The organism is Streptomyces caelestis, from assembly GCF_001279005.1.
Classification (GTDB): Bacteria; Actinomycetota; Actinomycetes; order Streptomycetales; family Streptomycetaceae; genus Streptomyces; species Streptomyces heliomycini.
Genome location: NZ_LGCN01000029.1, coordinates 149,305 through 167,680, shown reverse-complemented (window position 1 = coordinate 167,680; position 18,376 = coordinate 149,305). Strand labels below are relative to the sequence as shown.

16 protein-coding genes and 1 tRNA gene are annotated in these 18,376 nt (G+C 73.5%); 10 read left to right on the top strand and 7 right to left on the bottom strand.

Translation table 11 applies throughout. The features are described 5' to 3' along the window. The 3 genes from ADK41_RS04305 to ADK41_RS04295 form a co-directional block, all read left to right on the top strand. A partial coding sequence (locus tag ADK41_RS04305; RefSeq protein WP_234318735.1) for a 2Fe-2S iron-sulfur cluster-binding protein occupies window positions 1-1,283 on the top strand: 1,283 nt, incomplete at its 5' end. After that, window positions 1,280-3,586, top strand: coding sequence for a xanthine dehydrogenase family protein molybdopterin-binding subunit (locus ADK41_RS04300; RefSeq protein ID WP_030825486.1), 2,307 nt, complete (start codon window positions 1,280-1,282; stop codon window positions 3,584-3,586). The genes ADK41_RS04305 and ADK41_RS04300, both read left to right, overlap by 4 nt. A gap of 227 nt (window positions 3,587-3,813) precedes the next feature. After that, window positions 3,814-4,989 (top strand): SUKH-4 family immunity protein, encoded by a 1,176-nt coding sequence (locus tag ADK41_RS04295; RefSeq protein WP_030825484.1) that lies wholly within the window; start codon window positions 3,814-3,816, stop codon window positions 4,987-4,989. 162 nt (window positions 4,990-5,151) lie between these two features. Here ADK41_RS04295 and ADK41_RS04290 read toward each other — a convergent pair. After that, a tRNA-Cys gene (locus ADK41_RS04290) sits at window positions 5,152-5,223 on the bottom strand. A 219-nt stretch (window positions 5,224-5,442) separates the two neighbouring features. On the opposite strand from ADK41_RS04290, the gene ADK41_RS04285 reads away from it, so the two are divergent. The 6 genes from ADK41_RS04285 (at window position 5,443) to ADK41_RS04260 (ending at window position 11,194) form a co-directional block, all read left to right on the top strand. After that, complete coding sequence (locus ADK41_RS04285; protein ID WP_030825482.1) at window positions 5,443-6,897, top strand: MFS transporter; 1,455 nt, start codon at window positions 5,443-5,445, stop codon at window positions 6,895-6,897. Window positions 6,898-6,929: 32 nt separating this feature from the next. Continuing rightward, on the top strand, window positions 6,930-7,127 hold the full coding sequence (locus tag ADK41_RS04280) for a hypothetical protein (RefSeq protein ID WP_030825481.1): 198 nt from the start codon (window positions 6,930-6,932) through the stop codon (window positions 7,125-7,127). Continuing rightward, window positions 7,127-7,495 carry a type II toxin-antitoxin system death-on-curing family toxin gene (locus ADK41_RS04275; RefSeq protein ID WP_030825479.1) on the top strand — a complete coding sequence of 123 codons (369 nt, stop codon included), beginning with the start codon at window positions 7,127-7,129 and terminating at the stop codon, window positions 7,493-7,495. The genes ADK41_RS04280 and ADK41_RS04275 overlap by 1 nt, the downstream gene beginning before the upstream one ends. A gap of 121 nt (window positions 7,496-7,616) precedes the next feature. Continuing rightward, complete coding sequence (locus tag ADK41_RS04270; RefSeq protein WP_030825476.1) at window positions 7,617-9,410, top strand: DEAD/DEAH box helicase; 1,794 nt, start codon at window positions 7,617-7,619, stop codon at window positions 9,408-9,410. A gap of 277 nt (window positions 9,411-9,687) precedes the next feature. Then, on the top strand, window positions 9,688-10,329 hold the full coding sequence (locus tag ADK41_RS04265) for an IclR family transcriptional regulator (protein WP_030825473.1): 642 nt from the start codon (window positions 9,688-9,690) through the stop codon (window positions 10,327-10,329). Between the two features lie 73 nt (window positions 10,330-10,402). Then, window positions 10,403-11,194 (top strand): S16 family serine protease, encoded by a 792-nt coding sequence (locus ADK41_RS04260; protein ID WP_030825470.1) that lies wholly within the window; start codon window positions 10,403-10,405, stop codon window positions 11,192-11,194. On the opposite strand, the gene ADK41_RS04255 is transcribed toward ADK41_RS04260, so the two are convergent. The 5 genes from ADK41_RS04255 to ADK41_RS04235 form a co-directional block, all read right to left on the bottom strand. After that, on the bottom strand, window positions 11,191-12,156 hold the full coding sequence (locus ADK41_RS04255) for a glycine betaine ABC transporter substrate-binding protein (protein WP_030825467.1): 966 nt from the start codon (window positions 12,154-12,156) through the stop codon (window positions 11,191-11,193). The genes ADK41_RS04260 and ADK41_RS04255 overlap by 4 nt on opposite strands. After that, complete coding sequence (locus tag ADK41_RS04250) at window positions 12,153-12,974, bottom strand: ABC transporter permease (RefSeq protein WP_037804056.1); 822 nt, start codon at window positions 12,972-12,974, stop codon at window positions 12,153-12,155. Before ADK41_RS04250 ends, ADK41_RS04255 begins: the two co-directional genes overlap by 4 nt. A gap of 176 nt (window positions 12,975-13,150) precedes the next feature. Next, a complete protein-coding gene (locus ADK41_RS04245; RefSeq protein ID WP_030825461.1) occupies window positions 13,151-14,410 on the bottom strand; it encodes a betaine/proline/choline family ABC transporter ATP-binding protein in 1,260 nt (419 codons plus the stop codon). Continuing rightward, complete coding sequence (locus tag ADK41_RS04240) at window positions 14,403-15,050, bottom strand: ABC transporter permease (protein WP_030825458.1); 648 nt, start codon at window positions 15,048-15,050, stop codon at window positions 14,403-14,405. Before ADK41_RS04240 ends, ADK41_RS04245 begins: the two co-directional genes overlap by 8 nt. 30 nt (window positions 15,051-15,080) lie before the next feature. After that, window positions 15,081-15,551, bottom strand: a complete 471-nt coding sequence (locus tag ADK41_RS04235) for an Lrp/AsnC family transcriptional regulator (RefSeq protein ID WP_030825456.1) — start codon at window positions 15,549-15,551, stop codon at window positions 15,081-15,083. A 122-nt stretch (window positions 15,552-15,673) separates the two neighbouring features. On the opposite strand from ADK41_RS04235, the gene hppD reads away from it, so the two are divergent. Beyond that, window positions 15,674-16,819 (top strand): 4-hydroxyphenylpyruvate dioxygenase, encoded by a 1,146-nt coding sequence (hppD, locus tag ADK41_RS04230; protein WP_030825453.1) that lies wholly within the window; start codon window positions 15,674-15,676, stop codon window positions 16,817-16,819. A 109-nt stretch (window positions 16,820-16,928) separates the two neighbouring features. Here hppD and ADK41_RS04225 read toward each other — a convergent pair whose 3' ends face one another. Continuing rightward, complete coding sequence (locus ADK41_RS04225) at window positions 16,929-18,341, bottom strand: tetratricopeptide repeat protein (RefSeq protein ID WP_030825450.1); 1,413 nt, start codon at window positions 18,339-18,341, stop codon at window positions 16,929-16,931. Between the last annotated feature and the right edge of the window lie 35 nt (window positions 18,342-18,376).

Here is an 18,376-nt window from a genome sequence, read left to right as displayed (position 1 = left end):
TGCGGCCGGCCGGGGAGCACGCGCCGGAGTGGCCGGACGCCGACTTCGGTCCCGAGCACGCGTCGGGGCGGTCCGGGTCGGACTCCGTGCCCGGTCAGGAGGCGTACGGCGGGACGCCGGCGCACGGCACGCCCGTGCGGCCGGCCGGGGAGCACGCGCCGGAGTGGCCGGACGCCGACTTCGCGCCCGAGCAGCCGTCCGACGCGGCCGGGCACGCCGGGACCCCGTCGGCCGGCGTGCCCCAGCCGTTCGCCGCCGAGGGGCACGCGGAGCCGCGGTGGCAGCCCGAGGCGGAGACCGCCGAGGACGCCCCGACCGAACCCCCCGAGCACCCGCACCCCGACGGCCAGGACGCCCCGGAGCCCGTTTCCGAGGCCGCCGAGGCCGCCGACGCCCCGGCGGACGCCCACGGGGCTCCCGAGGCCGCCGAGGGCCCGCTGGAGCCCTCCGAGGCCCCCGTCGAGCCGGCCCCGGACGCGGAACCGGCGACGGGACCCGCCGACGCCGGCCCCCCGGACACCGACCCGGCGCCCGACGCTCCGGACAGCCCGGACGCCCCGGACAGCCCGGACGCCCCGGACGGCCGGGGCGAACCGGGCGCGGCGCACGGGGCGGACGACGCGCCGCCCCCGCACGACGACCACCCCCTCGCCTCCTACGCGCTCCGCGTCAACGGCACCGACCGGCCCGTCACCGACGCCTGGATCGGCGAGTCGCTGCTCTACGTGCTGCGCGAGCGGCTCGGTCTCGCCGGCGCCAAGGACGGCTGCTCCCAGGGCGAGTGCGGGGCCTGCAACGTGCAGGTCGACGGCCGGCTGGTGGCGTCCTGCCTGGTCCCGGCCGTCACCGCGGCCGGCAGCGAGGTCCGTACCGTCGAAGGACTGGCGCAGGACGGCCGGCCCTCCGACGTACAGCGGGCGCTCGCGCGGTGCGGCGCCGTGCAGTGCGGCTTCTGCGTGCCGGGCATGGCGATGACCGTGCACGACCTCCTGGAGGGCAACCCCGCGCCCACCGAGCTGGAGACCCGCCAGGCCCTGTGCGGCAACCTCTGCCGCTGCTCCGGCTACCGGGGCGTGGTGAACGCCGTCAAGGAGGTCGTCGCCGAACGCGAGGCGCACGCCGCGTCCGACGGGGACGACTCCGACGGCGAGGCGGACCCGCCCCGCATCCCGCACCAGGCGGGCCCCGGCGCCGGCGGCGTCAACCCCGCGGCGTTCGGCGCCCCCGGCTCCGACGAACAGCCCCATGACCAGCCCCACGGCCCGGACGGAGGCCAGGCGTGACCAACGAAGCAGCCACCGCGCAGGCCGTGGAGGTCGCCCCCGAGCCGGAACCGCTCCCGCACGGCCTCGGCGTCTCCCTCCCGGCCGCCGACGCCCGCGCCAAGACCGAGGGCACCTTCCCGTACGCCGCCGACCTGTGGGCCGAGGGCCTGCTGTGGGCGGCCGTGCTGCGCTCGCCGCACCCGCACGCGCGCATCGTGTCCATCGACACCACGCACGCGCGGGAGATGCCCGGCGTCCGCGCGGTGGTCACGCACGAGGACGTCCCCGGCGACCCGGTGCACGGCCGCGGCACGGCCGACCGCCCGGTCTTCGCCTCCGAGGTCGTGCGCCACCACGGCGAGCCCATCGCGGCCGTCGCCGCCGACCACCCGGACACCGCGCGGATGGCCGCCGCCGCCGTCATCGTCGAGTACGAGGTGCTCGACCCGGTGACCGACCCCGAGCAGGCGTTCGAGGCCGAACCGCTGCACCCCGACGGCAACCTGATCCGGCACATCCCGCTGCGTCACGGCGACCCCGACGCGGTCGGCGACGTCGTCGTCGACGGCCTGTACCGCATCGGCCGCCAGGACCCCGCCCCCATCGGCGCCGAGGCCGGCCTCGCCGTGCCCCGCCCGGACGGCGGGGTCGAGCTGTACCTGGCCTCCACCGACCCGCACGGCGACCGGGACACCGCCGCCGCCGTCCTCGGCCTGACACCCGAACGGGTGAAGGTCGTCGTCACCGGCGTGCCCGGCGCCACCGCCGACCGCGAGGACCGCGGCTTCCAGCTCCCGCTCGGCCTGTTGGCGCTGCGGACCGGCTGCCCGGTGAAGCTCGCCGCCACGCGCGAGGAGTCCTTCCTCGGCCACGCCCACCGCCACCCCACCCTGCTGCGCTACCGCCACCACGCCGACGCCGAGGGCAGACTGGTGAAGGTCGAGGCGCAGATCCTGCTCGACGCGGGCGCCTACGCCGACACCTCCTCCGAGGCCCTGGCCGCCGCCGTCGCCTTCGCCTGCGGCCCGTACGTCGTCCCCCACGCCTTCATCGAGGGCTGGGCCGTGCGCACCAACAACCCGCCCTCCGGCCACGTGCGCGGCGAGGGCGCGATGCAGGTCTGCGCCGCCTACGAGGCGCAGATGGACAAACTGGCCAAGAAGCTCGGCGCCGACCCGGCGGAGCTGCGCCTGCGCAACGTGCTGGCCACCGGCGACGTGCTGCCCACCGGTCAGACGGTGACCTGCCCGGCCCCGGTCGCGGAACTCCTGGAGGCGGTGCGGGACTTCCCGCTGCCGCCGCTGCCCAAGGACACCCCCGAGGACGAGTGGCTGCTGCCCGGCGGCCCCGAGGGCGCGGGCGAGCCGGGCGCGGTGCGCCGCGGCGTGGGCTACGGCCTCGGCATGGTGCACATGCTCGGCGCGGAGGGCGCGGACGAGGTGTCCACGGCCACCGTGCGGGTCCAGGACGGCGTGGCGACCGTGCTGTGCGCGGCGGTGGAGAGCGGCCAGGGCTTCTCCACCCTGGCCCGGCAGATCGTCCAGGAGGTCCTCGGCGTCGACGAGGTGCACGTGGCGCCCGTCGACACCGACCAGCCCACGGCCGGCGCGGGCTGCCGGGGCCGGCACACATGGGTGTCGGGCGGTGCGGTGGAGCGCGCGGCGAAGATGGTCCGCACCCAGCTCCTCCAGCCCCTCGCGCACAAGTTCGGCATGTCCACCGAGCTGCTCCAGATCACCGACGGGAAGATCACCTCGTACGACGGCGTGCTGTCCACGACCGTCGCCGAGGAACTGGACGGCAAGGAGCTGTGGGCCACCGCCCAGTGCCGTCCGCATCCGACGGAGCCGCTGGACGGGTCCGGCCAGGGCGACGCCTTCGTCGGCATGGCCTTCTGCGCGATCCGCGCGGTGGTCGACGTCGACATCGAGATCGGCTCGGTGCGGGTCGTGGAGCTGGCGGTCGCCCAGGACGTGGGCCGGGTGCTGAACCCGGTGCAGCTGGCCGCCCGGATCGAGGCGGGCGTGACCCAGGGCCTGGGCGCCGCGCTCACCGAGAACCTGCGCACGCCGCGCGGGCTGGTCCGCCACCCCGACCTGACCGGGTACGCCCTCCCGACGGCGCTGGACGCCCCGGACATCCACATCGTGAAGCTGGTCGAGGAGCGGGACGTGGTCGCGCCGTTCGGCGCGAAGGCGGTCAGCGCGGTGCCGGTGGTGACCTCGCCGGCGGCGATCGCCTCCGCCGTACGGGCCGCCACGGGCCGCCCGGTGAACCGCCTGCCGATCCGTCCGCAGGCCGCGGTGGTGACCGGGGGCTGAGACCCGCGGCGGGCCGGTCCCCGCGGGAAGGCAACGAACGGGGGCGCCGGAGCGTCTTGAGTGGTGGGCGCTTCGGTTCGCCGCCCCGGTCCGGGGGCGTTGTCAGTGGTGCCGCGTAGTGTTCCGAGCAGTGGGGGACGGCTGCCGGATCCGGGAGGGCCCGGTCCGTCCTGCCCGGGCGGGGCGTTCGCGAACCCGGGGCCGAGCACACGTATCGCGGGGGAATCATGAGCACGACCGACACCGTCGCCACAGCGGCGATCACGCTGACCGACGCCGACCTCTGTCCCCGCCTCACGCACGTGTCCACGCGCGGCTGGCCGACCGGCCCCGGACTGCCCGCCGACAGCGGCCTGTTCGGCTTCGCGGAGCCGGCGCGGCAGGGCGGCTCGCGCACGATGGGCGACGCGACGGGCGGCCCCGGCGGCCGGCTCCCCGCGGAGCCGCGGGAGCAGTCGGTCATCGGCGGACTGCTGGACCCGGCCGGTCCGCGGACGGAGTCGGTGCTGCTCGACGGGGCGACCGGTGAGGTGTCCACGACGTTCTTCTTCCACGACCGCCCCGACCCGATGGACCGCCGCCCGCTCGCCCCGTCCCTGCCGACGCTGGTGCGGTTCGCGGCGGCGACGGACGAACTGGCGGGACTGCGCGGCCAGTTCGCCGCGTACGCGGGCCGGTACGGCGCCAAGGCGGTCGCGGAGGCCTCCCGGCAGTTGCTGGCGGCCCTCGAGGAGGGCGGGGACGGCGAGCCGGCGCCGTTCCGGAGGATGGCCGCGCTGATCAGGCCGCTGGCCCTGGCGGCGGGCCCCGGCACGGCCTCGGGCCTCGCCCTGGACCTCCCCGTCCGCCTGCTGGACGACGAGTTCGGCCGGGGCGGCGTGGTCCGCTTCGAGGAGGTCGACTTCCCCGCCACGCTGACGCACGGGCCGACCCGCCGCTTCCTGCGCGAGACGGGCCTGCCGGAGGACGGCTTCCTCTTCCAGCTGGACACCGACCTGCCGCTGCACACCCTCGCGGAGTACTACGCCGACGCACGCGAGCTCCCCGACGCCCTCCTCCCCGCCCGCGCTGGCCACCTGATACGCCTGGGGTACCTGATCGAGGGCAACAGCCTGGTCGTCGACGGAGCCACCGGCGCGGTGCTCAACTGGAGCGAACCGGACGGCGTCCTCCACCCGCTGAACACGGACGTCTCCACCCTCGCCTTCACCCTCTGGCTGCTCCACCGCGAACACGCCGTCGACGAGGCGTCGGGCCACGCGCTGACCAGCGACGCCTACGACCAGCTGGCGCTGACGATGATCCAGGCCCTGTCCTCCCTCGACCCGACGGGCACCACCACCGACGCCGACTGGCACTACTGGACGGAGCTCTTCCAGGACGAGGCGGGCGGAGTGCTTTAGCGCTCCGCCGGGGGTGCGGCGGTCGGGTTCGGCGGCCGGCTGCGGCGCCGCTGTGGCTGGTCGCGCCCACGCGGCGGAGCCGCACATCGATACAGCCCCGCGCCCCTTCGGAGCGCTGACGAGGCGGGCGGGGCGCTCCGGAGAGCACCCCGCCCTGTGCGGAGGCCGTGGCGGGAATCGAACCCGCGTCATTCGATGTGCGATCGAACCCCTGGGCCACTCGGGCACACGGCCGTGTCGGGGGCGGAGCGCCGTGTGGCGTCCCGCTGTTCCGAACCGGTGTGACGACCGTACGGCGGGCCTCGAGCGGTGCTCAAGGAGACGGCCGGGGACGCAACACGACCGCCACACGCCGTTCATGAACGGCGGCCCCGGTCCTACGACCAAGGTCCCGGTGCCGGTCCCGACCCCCGACAGGGGTCAAACCGTGCCGTGGCCCTTACTCTGACGGTCATGACCGCCCCGAACCCGCGTGACACCGATGTCGCCGAGCCCGCCGACGCCCCTCCGCCGCCCACCGCCCCCGACGAGACCGTGCTCAGCGGCTCCTACCGTGCGCTGAGCATCGGCGTCGTCTCCGTGGTGCTGCTGATCGCCTTCGAGGCGACGGCGGTCGGTACGGCGATGCCGGTGGCGGCGCGGGAGCTGGACGGGGTGCCGCTGTACGCGTTCGCGTTCTCGGGGTACTTCACGACCAGCCTGTTCGGCATGGTGCTGTCCGGCCAGTGGTCCGACCGGCGGGGCCCGCTCGCGCCGCTGACCTGGGGCATCGCCTCCTTCGCGGCCGGGCTGCTGCTCGCCGGGACGGCCGGGGCGATGTGGCTGTTCATCCTGGGGCGGGCCGTGCAGGGACTCGGCGGCGGCCTGGTGATCGTCGCGCTGTACGTCATCGTCGGGCGGGCCTACCCCGAGCGGCTGCGGCCGGCGATCATGGCGGCGTTCGCGGCGAGCTGGGTGGTGCCGTCGATCGTCGGCCCGCTGGCCTCCGGCGCGGTGACGGAGCACCTCGGCTGGCGCTGGGTGTTCCTCGGCATACCGGTGCTCGTGGTGTTCCCGCTGGCGCTCGCGCTGCCCCGGATACGGCGCCTGGCGTCCGGCCCGGTGAACGGGGACGCGCCCGCCTCCTTCGACGGCCGCCGCATCCGTCTGGCCCTGGCGATCTCCTTCGGCGCCGGCCTGCTCCAGTACGCCGCCCAGGACCTGCGCTGGGTCTCCCTGCTGCCGGGCGCGCTGGGCGTCGCCCTGCTGATCCCGGCCGTGCTCGGCCTGCTCCCGCGCGGCACGTACCGCGCGGCGCGCGGACTGCCCTCGGTCGTCCTGCTGCGCGGAGTCGCGGCCGGCTCCTTCATCGCGGCGGAGTCCTTCGTCCCGCTGATGCTGGTCACCCAGCGCGGCCTCAGCCCGACCCTCGCCGGCTTCTCCCTCGCGGCGGGCGGCGGCACCTGGGCGCTGGGCTCCTGGTTCCAGTCCCGGCCCCGCCTGGAGCCGTACCGGGAGCGCCTGATGATCCTCGGCATGGTCCTGGTCGCGGCGGCGATCGCGGCGGCCCCGTCCGTGCTGATCGACGCCGTGCCCGCCTGGACGGTGGCGGTCGCCTGGGCCTTCGGCTGCTTCGGCATGGGCCTGGTGATCTCCTCCACCAGCGTGCTGCTGCTCCAGCTCTCCGCCCCCGAGGAGGCCGGCACCAACTCCGCCGCCCTCCAGATCTCCGACGGCCTCTCCAACGTCCTCCTCCTCGCCGCGGGCGGCGCCGCCTTCGCGGCCCTCGGCGGCGGCACGGTCAGTCACGCGGCGACGGAGGCCACCGGCTCGCACCCGGCCGCCTTCGCCGCGGTGTTCCTGCCGATGGCGGCGGTGGCGCTGGCGGGGGCGTGGGTGGCGGCGCGGGTGCGGGCGGAACCGGCATGACACCGAGTGGTACCACGTAGTACCGTCGAGGCATGGCTGGACTGAACCTGCGGTTTACCGACGAAGAGCTCGACGCCCTGCGTGAGCGCGCCGCTGCGGAAGGACGCAGTATGCAGGCCTTCGCGCACGATGCAGTGGTCGCAGCCATAAACGAACATTCACGGTTGTTCAACGAGGCGGCCGACCATGTGCTGAAGGCCAGTGCGGAGCTGAACCGGAGGCTCGCCTGATGCACTACCTCACCTTGCCCGAGCTGCTGAACCTCGCGAAGCGGCTCGGGGAGGACGCGGTGCGCGACTACGGGTTGCTGGACTCGGCCCTGGCGCGTCCGCAGTCGAGCGTGTTCGGCCAGGATGCGTATCCGGACGTGTGGCAGAAAGCCGCAGCCCTGATGGAGTCCCTCGCCCGCAATCATGCCCTTGTCGACGGCAACAAGCGCCTCGCCTGGTACGCGACCTGGGTCTTCCTCCACATGAACGGGCATTCGCTCGATCCGGAATTCGACGTGGACGAGGCCGAGCGGTTCGTGCTGGACGTCTGCCAGGGCGCACTGGACGTTCCCAAGATCGCGTCCGGGCTGCCCCGCTTCGCGCGCTGACTGTGACCTCGGTCCCACCCTCGGGCGGGACGGCCGCGTAGCGGCGTTCGCGTCGCCGGCGCATCGGTAGGGTGGCCCGGTCGTCATCCGCACCGCGCCGCTCGACCACCCCACGGAGATCGTGACTACCACCGCCGGCACCGCCTCGCACCACCTGTCCCCGGCCTTTCCCGGACGTGCCCCCTGGGGCACCGCCGGCAAGCTGCGCGCCTGGCAGCAGGGGGCGATGGAGAAGTACATCCAGACGCAGCCCCGGGACTTCCTGGCGGTGGCCACGCCCGGCGCCGGCAAGACGACGTTCGCGCTGACGCTGGCGTCCTGGCTGCTGCACCACCACGTCGTGCAGCAGGTGACCGTCGTCGCGCCCACCGAGCACCTGAAGAAGCAGTGGGCGGAGGCCGCCGCACGGATAGGCATCAAGCTCGACCCGGAGTACAGCGCGGGACCGCTCGGCAAGGAGTACGACGGCGTCGCCGTGACGTACGCCGGTGTCGGGGTGCGCCCCATGCTGCACCGCAACCGCGTCGAGCAGCGCAAGACCCTCGTCATCCTCGACGAGATCCACCACGCCGGCGACTCCAAGTCCTGGGGCGAGGCCTGCCTGGAGGCGTTCGAGCCGGCCACGCGGCGGCTCGCGCTCACCGGCACGCCGTTCCGCTCCGACACCAACCCCATCCCCTTCGTGGTGTACGAGGAGGGCGACGACGGGATCCGGCGGTCGTCCGCCGACTACACGTACGGGTACGGCTCCGCCCTCGCCGACGGTGTCGTGCGGCCCGTCATCTTCATGTCGTACAGCGGCAACATGCGCTGGCGCACCAAGGCCGGCGACGAGATCGAGGCCCGCCTCGGCGAGCCGATGACCAAGGACGCCGTCAGCCAGGCCTGGCGCACCGCGCTGGACCCGCGCGGCGAGTGGATGCCGGCCGTGCTGCGCGCCGCCGACCAGCGCCTCACCGAGGTCCGCAAGGCCATCCCGGACGCCGGCGCCCTCGTCATCGCCGCCGACCAGGAGTCCGCGCGGGCGTACGCCAAGCTGATTCGCGAGATCACCGGCCACAAGGCCACCCTCGTGCTGTCCGACGACACCGGCGCGTCGAAGAACATCGACGAGTTCAGCGGGAACACCGACCGCTGGATGGTCGCCGTCCGCATGGTGTCCGAAGGCGTCGACGTCCCGCGCCTCGCGGTCGGCGTGTACGCCACCACCATCTCCACCCCGCTGTTCTTCGCCCAGGCCGTGGGCCGTTTCGTACGGTCCCGGCGGCGCGGCGAGACCGCGTCCGTCTTCCTGCCGACCATCCCGGACCTGCTCGGCTTCGCCAACGAGATGGAGCGCGAACGCGACCACGTCCTCGACAAGCCCAAGAAGGAGGGCGAGGAGGACCCGTACGCCGAGTCCGAGAAGGAGATGGAGGAGGCGAACCGGGAGCAGGACGAGGACACCGGCGAGCAGGACATGCTGCCCTTCGAGGCGCTGGAGTCCGACGCCGTCTTCGACCGGGTGATGTACAACGGCGCCGAGTTCGGCATGCAGGCCCACCCCGGCAGCGAGGAGGAGCAGGACTACCTCGGCATCCCCGGCCTCCTCGAACCCGACCAGGTGCAGCTGCTGCTGCAGAAGCGGCAGGCCCGGCAGATCGCGCACAGCCGCAAGAAGCCGGACACCGAGGCCGACCTGCTGGAACTGCCCGCCGAGCGGCGTCCCGTGGTCTCCCACAAGGAGATGATGGAGCTGCGCAAGCGGCTCAACAACCTCGTCGGCGCGTACGTCCACCAGAGCGGCAAACCGCACGGCGTCATCCACACCGAGCTGCGCCGGGTCTGCGGCGGCCCGCCCTCGGCCGAGGCCACCGCGGGACAGCTGCGCCAGCGGATCGAGAAGGTGCAGGAGTGGGCCACGCGCATGCGGTGACGCCGTGTGCGCGTATGGGGGCAAACGGAGCGACTTCCCCGGGAGAGTGCCCGGATTCTGGACGGAGCCTTCCGCTGACCGAACCGGCTCGCTACTGTCCCCGCAACGCACACGCCCCGTGGCAGCGCCGCCGCGGAGCGCAGCCGTGAAGCGACTGTGCCCGGGTCAGGACCGGGCCGCCGGCCGATCGGCGGCCTCTCGAGCGCGTGACCGACGGGACTCGGTGACGCACCTGCCGCGAGGGGGCCGCCGACCTCACCACTAAGGAGTGGGCGTCGTGACCGCGGAGACCTCTCAGACGCTCGACAGGGGACTGCGTGTCCTCAAGCTGCTGGCCGATACGGACCACGGGCTGACCGTCACCGAGCTTTCCCACAAGTTGGGCGTGAACCGGACTGTTGTCTACCGGTTGCTCGCCACGCTGGAGCAGCACGCTCTCGTACGCCGTGATCTGGGCGGACGGGCCCGGGTCGGGCTGGGCGTGCTGAGGCTGGGCCGGCAGGTGCACCCGCTGGTGCGGGAGGCGGCGATGCCGGCGCTGCGGTCGCTGGCGGAGGACATCGGCGCGACCGCGCACCTGACGCTGGTGGACGGGGCGGAGGCGCTGGCGGTGGCCGTGGTGGAGCCGTCGTGGACGGACTACCACGTGGCGTACCGGGCGGGGTTCCGGCACCCGCTGGAGCGGGGGGCCGCGGGGAAGGCGATCCTGTCGGCCCGGCAGCCGCGGGCGGAGGATCCCGGATACACGCTGACGCACGGGGAGCTGGAGGCGGGCGCGTGCGGGGCGGCCGCGCCGCTGCTCGGGGTGACCGGGGTCGAGGGCAGCGTGGGTGTGGTCATGCTGGCGGAGGTCGTGCCCGAGCGAGTGGGGACGAGGGTGATGGACGCGGCCCGCGAGGTCGCGGAGGCACTCCGCTGAGCCACCCGTCCCGCGGGCGGCGGTACGTCGGACGGCGCGACTGCCCGCGGCGGCGGCAGGTTAGATTGGCTCCGTGCTCTCCCGCCTCACGCGTCCCCAAGCCCTCGCCGTCCTGGCGGCGCCCATAGCGGCCCTGCTGGCCACCGCGGGCTTCGCCCCGCTCCCCTTCTCCGTGGCGCAGCCCGGGCTGACCGCGAACGTGCTCGGCGAGAACAAGGGCGCCCAGGTCATCACGATCACCGGCGCACCGGTCCGCGAGACCAGTGGGCAGCTGCGGATGACCACCATCGAGGCGACCTCCCCGGACACCCGCGTCAACCTCCCGGACGTCGTCGGCAGCTGGTTCGACACGGACCGGGCGGTCATGCCCCGTGACTCCGTCTACCCCAGCGGGGACAGCGTCAAGGAGATCGAGCAGTACAACCGCGAGCAGATGCGGGAGTCCCAGGACGAGGCCACCCGGGCCGCCCTGGGATACCTCGACCGCGAGGACGACGGCATCGAGGTCACCCTCGAGCTCGCCGACGTCGGCGGCCCCAGCGCCGGCCTGCTCTTCTCCCTCGGCATCGTCGACAAGCTGAACGGCGACGGCAGCGGCGGCGACCTGACCGGCGGCCGGGTCGTCGCCGGCACGGGCACGATCGACGCGGCCGGCGCCGTCGGCGCGGTCGGCGGCGTGCCCCTGAAGACGCAGGCGGCCAAGCGGGACGGCGCCACCGTCTTCCTGGTGCCGAAGGACGAGTGCTCCGACGCCCGGGCCGAACTCCCCGAGGGCCTGCGCCTGATCCCGGTCACCACCCTCGGGGGCGCCGTCGACGCGCTGGTCGCCCTGGAGAAGGGCACCGGGAAAGTCCCCAGCTGCTAGCCCTCCTTGACGAACCCTTCCGCCACCATCCAGTCCAGCGCCACCTGGTGCGGGTCCTCCCCGTCGACGTCCACCTTCGCGTTGAGGTCCCGCGCCACGGTGTTGTCCAGCCTCGCCGTCACCGGGGCGAGCACCTCCGCGATGGCCGGCCACTCCTCGAAGGTGTCGGAGTTGACGGTCGGCGCCGCGTTGTAGTTCGGGAAGAACTTCTTGTCGTCCTCCATCACCACCAGGTTCATGGACTTGATGCGCCCGTCGGTGGTGAAGACCTCGCCGTACGTGCAGGCGCCCTTGGCCGTCTGGGTGTAGATGATCCCGGTGTCCATCTGCGTGACGTCGCGCGCCGGGATGTCCATGCCGTACGCCTTCTCCATGCCCGGCAGCCCGTCCGCGCGGTTGGCGAACTCGCCCTCCACGCACAGCGTCACCGCCCCCGGGTCGGACTTCGCCAGCTCCGCCACCTCGGAGAGGGTCCGGGTGCGGTACTTCTCGTGGTTCGCCCGGTTCATGGCGAGGGCGTAGGTGTTGTTCAGCTCCGACGGCTCCAGCCAGACCACCCCGTTGCGCACATCGGCGTCCCGCACCGCCTTCCACTGCTCGCGCGCGTCGGGGATCGGCGTGCTGTTGCCCTGGTACGTGATCCACGCCGTGCCCGTGTACTCGAACCCGGCGTCCGCGTCGCCGTTGACGACCGCCTCCCGGGAGCCGACCGAGCCCTGGATGCCGGTCCGGTCGACGACCTGCGCGCCGGCCGCCTGGAAGGCGATGCCCATGATCGCGCCGAGGATGAGCTGCTCGGTGAACTGCTTCGAGGTGACGGTGAGCTCCGCGCCCTCCAGCGGCTTCCCCTTGCCGATCGAGCCCGGTTCCACGTCGTCGACCATGGGGGAGCCGCTGGTCAGCCCGCAGCCCGAGGCCGCCGCCAGCAGCACCCCGGCCAGGAGCAGGCGGACACGTCTCACGGGCCCGCCTCCAGACCCCGCGGCCGCAGCAGCAGCTCCGCCAGGGAGGCCAGCCAGTCCACCAGCAGCGCGAGGGCGACGGTGAGGACCGAGCCCACCACCAGCACCGGCATCCGCTGGCTGGTGATCCCGGTGGTGATCAGCACGCCCAGCCCTCCGCCGCCGCCGAAGGTCGCCAGCGTCGCCGTGCCGACGTTCAGGACGAGCGCCGTCCGCACGCCCGCCAGGATGAGAGGGACGGCCAGCGGCAGCTCCACCCGGCCGAGCACGCCCAGCGGGGACATGCCGATGCCGCGCGCCGCCTCCAGCAGCGTCGGGTCGTTGGCCCTCAGGCCCGCGATGGTGTTGGCCAGCACCGGCAGCACGGCGTAGGCGATGATGCCGATCAGGGCCGCCCTGCGGCCGATGCCCAGCCAGATCACCAGCAGCGCCAGCAGACCGATCGCCGGGGTGGCCTGGCCCATGTTGGCCAGCGCCATCGCCACCGGGGTGGCCCTGCGGAACATGCGGCGGGTCAGCAGGATGCCCAGCGGGATCGCGATGATCAGCACGAAGAACGTCGAGATGACGGTGAGCTCGATGTGCTGCCACAGCGCCTTGGACACCTGTCCGTTCGACAGCGCGTTCCGGGTGAGCGCGTCGAGGTCCGCCTGCTCGAACCACAGCCAGGTCGCCAGCAGCAGGGCGATCAGCACCGCCGGCCGGAACGTCAGCTTCTGCCAGGTCACCCGGGGCGGCTTCGCGGCCGGGGGCGGGGGAGAGGCCTCCGCCCCGTCCGGCCGCCCGCCGCCCTCCTCCCGGAGCGCGCGCCCCTCCACCCCCTGCCCGCCCTCGGGCCGCCTCCCGGGAGAGCCGGAAGCGCCGGAAGCGCCGGAAGCGCCGGAAGAGCCGGGAGCGCCGGGAGAGCCGGAGAACCCGGAGGAGCCGGAAGGCCCGGAGGAGCCGGAGGGCCCGGAGGGGTCGGAAGGTCCGGAAGAGCCGGAGGCGGAGGCCCTCACGCCTTCGCCTCCCCGCCGAAGCCCTCCTGCTCCGCGTGCGTCTGCGCGGACCGCTGCTCCTGGAGATCGTGCTGGGCGTCCATCGCCTCCAGCCGGTCCGCCTCCAGCAGTTCGTGCACGGAGTTCATCAGCGTCTCCACGTCCACCACGCCCTCGTACGCACCGCGCCGCCCGGTGACGGGAACCCGGCCGGTGTTGTCGGTCAGCACCGCCTCCAACGCGTCCCGCAGGGTCGCGTCCCGGGTCACCGTGTCGTGCACCAGCGTGCCCGCGCGGGCCAGCGACCCCTTGGCGCGCATCATGTCGCCGCGCCGCAGCCACTTGTAGGGGCGCCCCCGCTTGTCGAGCACCAGGACCTCGTTGACGCCGCCCGAGCGGAGCCGCTCGAAGATGTGCTGGAGCGGGTCGTCGACGGTCACCGTCGGATAGTCGGTGATCCCCACGTCCCGCACCCGGGTGAGATTGAGCCGCTTCAGCGCGGCCCCGGCGCCCACGAAGCCCGACACGAAGTCATCGGCGGGGTTGGTGAGGATCGCCTCCGGGGTGTCGAACTGGGCGATGTGGGAGCGTTCGCGCAGCACCGCGATCCGGTCGCCGATCTTGATCGCCTCGTCGAAGTCGTGGGTGACGAAGACGATCGTCTTGTGCAGCTCCCGCTGGAGCCGGATCAGCTCGTCCTGGAGGTGGTCCCGGGTGATCGGGTCGACCGCGCCGAACGGCTCGTCCATCAACAGCACCGGCGGATCCGCCGCCAGCGCCCGCGCCACCCCGACCCGCTGCTGCTGACCGCCGGACAGCTGACGCGGATAGCGGCCGTGGAACTCGCCGGGGTCCAGACCGACCAGGTCCAGCATCTCCTCCACCCGCGCCCGCACCCGGGCCGCCGGCCAGCGCAGCATCTTCGGCACCAGCGCGATGTTCTGCGCCACCGTCATGTGCGGGAACAGCCCGCTCGCCTGGATCGCGTACCCGATCGTGCGGCGCAGCCGCACCGGGTCCATGTCGGTGACGTCCTCGCCGCCGATGCGGATCCGGCCGGCCGTCGGCTCGATCAGCCGGTTGATCATCTTCAGGAGGGTGGACTTCCCGCACCCCGACGGCCCGACGAGAATCACCGTCTCGCCCGCCCGGACGTCCATGCTGACGTCGTCGACCGCCGGCAGGGCGCTGCCCGGGTACCGCTTGGTCAGGCCCTCCAGCTCGATGGCCGCCCCGGCCGAACCGGACTCCGTCCCGGGTGTCCCGGCGTCAGGCACGGATCCCCCCGGGAATGGTCAGCCGTCCGATCAGCACGTACGCGGCGTCGAACAGCAGGGCGAGGACGATGATCCCGAGGGTGCCCGCGAGCACCTGGTTCAGCGCGTTCTCGCTGCCCAGCGAGGCGATCCCGCGGAAGATCAGGTTGCCGAGGCCGGGACCGGAGGCGTACGCGGCGATGGCCGCGATGCCCATCAGCATCTGGGTGGAGACCCGGATCCCGGTCAGGATCGGCGGCCAGGCCAGCGGCAGCTCCACCCGCGCCAGCCGGGCCGTACGCGACATGCCGATCCCCTCGGCCGCGTCCACCAGCGACGGATCGACCCCGCGCAGCCCCACGATCGCGTTCCGCACGATCGGCAGCAGCCCGTACAGCGTCAGCGCGATCACCGTCGGCGGCACCCCGAGCCCCACGACCGGGATCAGCAGACCGATCATGGCCAGCGCCGGGATGGTCAGCAGGGTGGCGGTGGCGGTCGTGGCCAGGTTGCCCGCCCACTCGCTGCGGTAGGTGACCACCCCGATCAGCACACCGAGCAGGGTCGCCATCACCATGCACTGGAAGACGACACTGGCGTGCTGGTAGGCGTCGGCGAGCACTTGCTGATGGCGGTTGGCCAGGTACTCCCAGAAGTTCACGTCCGCTCACCCCAGCTCGGCCAGGTCGGGTCACTCGCCGAGCGCGGCCTGCTCCACCAGCGGGATGATCCGCAGCGGAACGGGGTTCTCCATGACGATCGCCGTGGACGCCCGGACGATGCCATCAAAACCGACGACGCGGTCGATCACCCGCTGGAGATCGGCGTTGGAACGCGCCACCAGCCGGCACATCATGTCCCCGGTACCGGTCGTGGTGTGCAGCTCCAGCACCTCCGGCACCGTCGCCAAGTGGGCCCGCACGTCGGCTCCTTGGCCCTGCCGGATCTGCAGCGTGGCGAACGCCGTGACCGGGTAGCCGAGGGCCGCCGGATCCACCTCGGGACCGAATCCGCGGATGACTCCGTTCGACTGAAGCCGGTCCAGCCGGGCCTGCACGGTGCCGCGCGCCACCCCGAGCCGCCGCGACATCTCCAGCACCCCGATCCGCGGCTCCCGCGCCAGCAGCACGATGATCCGCCCGTCCAGATGATCGATCGCCATACCGGCCTCCCCGATGGTCATCCTGTACAGAAAGCCCGACGGAGCGGGCGTACGGCTGAACACATTGCCCAGTGAACGGGCGAACTATTGCGCACCTTGCAGGGCTGCACCACCCTGCCCCTATGACGCAGACCACACACCACGCTCCCGACACCGCCCGGCAGGCCGACCCCTTCCCGGTCAAGGGAATGGACGCGGTCGTCTTCGCCGTGGGCAACGCCAAGCAGGCGGCGCACTACTACTCCACCGCCTTCGGCATGAAGCTGGTCGCCTACTCCGGACCGGAGAACGGCAGCCGCGAGACCGCCGCCTACGTCCTCGAGAGCGGCTCGGCCCGCTTCGTGTTCACCTCGGTGATCAAGCAGTCCACCGAGTGGGGCGCCTTCCTCGCCGACCACGTGGCCGCGCACGGCGACGGCGTCGTCGACCTCGCCATCGAGGTCCCGGACGCGCGCGCCGCGTACGCCTACGCCGTCGAGCACGGCGCCCGCCCGGTCGCCGAGCCGTACGAGCTGAAGGACGAGCACGGCACCGTCGTCCTGGCCGCGATCGCCACGTACGGCAGGACCCGCCACACCCTGGTCGAGCGCACCGGCTACGACGGCCCCTACCTGCCCGGGTACGTCGCCGCCGACCCGATCGTCGAGCCGCCGGCCCAGCGCTTCTTCCAGGCCGTCGACCACTGCGTCGGCAACGTCGAGCTCGGCCGGATGAACGAGTGGGTGGAGTTCTACAACAAGGTCATGGGCTTCACGAACATGAAGGAGTTCGTGGGCGACGACATCGCCACCGAGTACAGCGCGCTGATGTCGAAGGTGGTCGCCGACGGCACGCTCAAGGTCAAGTTCCCGATCAACGAGCCCGCCGTCGCCAAGAAGAAGTCCCAGATCGACGAGTACCTGGAGTTCTACGGCGGCGCGGGCGTGCAGCACATCGCGCTGAACACCAACGACATCGTGGAGACGGTCCGCCGGATGCGCGCGTCCGGCGTGCAGTTCCTGGACACCCCCGACTCGTACTACGACACCCTCGGCGAGTGGGCCGGGGAGACGCGGGTGCCGGTGGAGACGCTGCGCGAGCTGAAGATCCTCGTCGACCGCGACGAGGACGGCTACCTGCTGCAGATCTTCACCAAGCCGGTCCAGGACCGCCCGACGGTCTTCTTCGAACTCATCGAACGCCACGGCTCCATGGGCTTCGGCAAGGGCAACTTCAAGGCCCTCTTCGAAGCCATCGAACGCGAACAGGCCAAGCGCGGCAACCTGTAACACACCCCCGCAACGCGTCCACCCGTGCCGCCGGGGCGGCACGGGTGGACGCGCGGCACACCGCCGACGCCGGGCCGCGCGACACCCCCGCCCCGCACCGACGCGCCGTTCAGGAAAGCCCGGGCCCCGCCCGGAGGGAAGGCTCACCCAGGCGGGCCAGTGCCGCCTTCGTCTGCGGCACCCGCACCGGCGAGAACCACGGGTTGATCCGGAGGGCCTCCTGCAGGTGCCGCCGAGCCGCCCCGTACCGCTCCAGCGACCGCTCGATCATCCCCCGGTGGAACACGTACAGCGCACTCCGCACCCCGCCCCCCTCCGTCCCCTCGGTCGCCCGCACGGCGAAGGGCAGCGCCTCCTCGTGCTCGCCCGCCCGGTGCAGCGCCCACCCCAGCGCGTCCGCCACCGCGGTGGACGGCTGCCGCTCCCACAGCCCCCGGAGCCGCCGCACGGCACCGGCCGCGTTCCCGTGGTCCGCCTCGAACCGCCCCAGCACCAGCCCTTCGTCGCCCCCGTGCGCCGCGGCCAGCCGAACCCGCTCCCGCACCACCCCGTACTGCACCTCCGCGGCCCGCTCCAGCCCCAGCGACTCGTACAGCTCCCCCAGCTCCAGCGCGTACTCCGGCCGGGGCTGCCTCGCCAGCGCCGCCCGGTACGCGCTCAGCGCCTCCGTCGTCCGCCCCAGCGCCGCCAGCGCCCTGCCCTGTCCCGCCTGCGCCGCCCACTGGTCGGGGTCGATCCGCACCGCCTCCCGGAAGTACCGCAGCGCGTCCTGGCGGTCGCCGCGCTCCCAGGCGAGCTGCCCGGCCCGCTCCAGGTACGCCGCCCGCTCGGCCGGCTCCCCGGCGGCCGACGCCGCGTCCGCCAGCTTCGCCGCCGCGTCCTCCCGCCAGCCCCGGTCCCGGTACACGGCCGCCGCCCGCGCCATCACGGCGGGCCCGGAGCGCAGGTCCGTCAGCTTCTCCAGCAGCTTCCCCGTCTCCTCGTCGTCCCCGAGCCCGGCGGACGCCTCGATCAGCGGCGGATACGTCGTCCACCGCTCCGGCTCCAGCCTCCGCGCCGCCTCGCCCCACTTCCGCGCCCCGGCGAAGTCCCGCCGCGCGTTCGCCAGCGCGGCCATTCCCCGCAGCGCCGGGGCGTTCCCCTTCGCCCGCACCTTCAGCGAGGTGCGCAGCGCCTTCTCGGCCCGCGGCCAGTACGCCGGGTCCGCCAGCCGCAGCCCCTGCTCCACCCGGGCCGCCCCGAGCACCGCCCAGGCCTCCGCGTCCCCCGGACGCCCGCGCACCCGCCGCTCGCGCTCCTCGACCAGCGCCTCCAGGTCGGGCAGCGCGGCCGGCACCCCGCCGGTGACCGCCGCCAGCGCCCGCGCCCCCGGAGCCGGATCGGGCGGCGCCCGGTGCCCCCAGAGCAACAGCACCGGCACCGCGCCCAGCACCGCGCATCCGGCGACCGAGGCGAGCAGCGCCCGGCGGCGGACCCGCCGCCGGGGCTCGTGGGGCTTGTCGTCCGTGGCGCACACCGTCATGGCGTACACGGTGCGTCACACCCCATGTCCATACG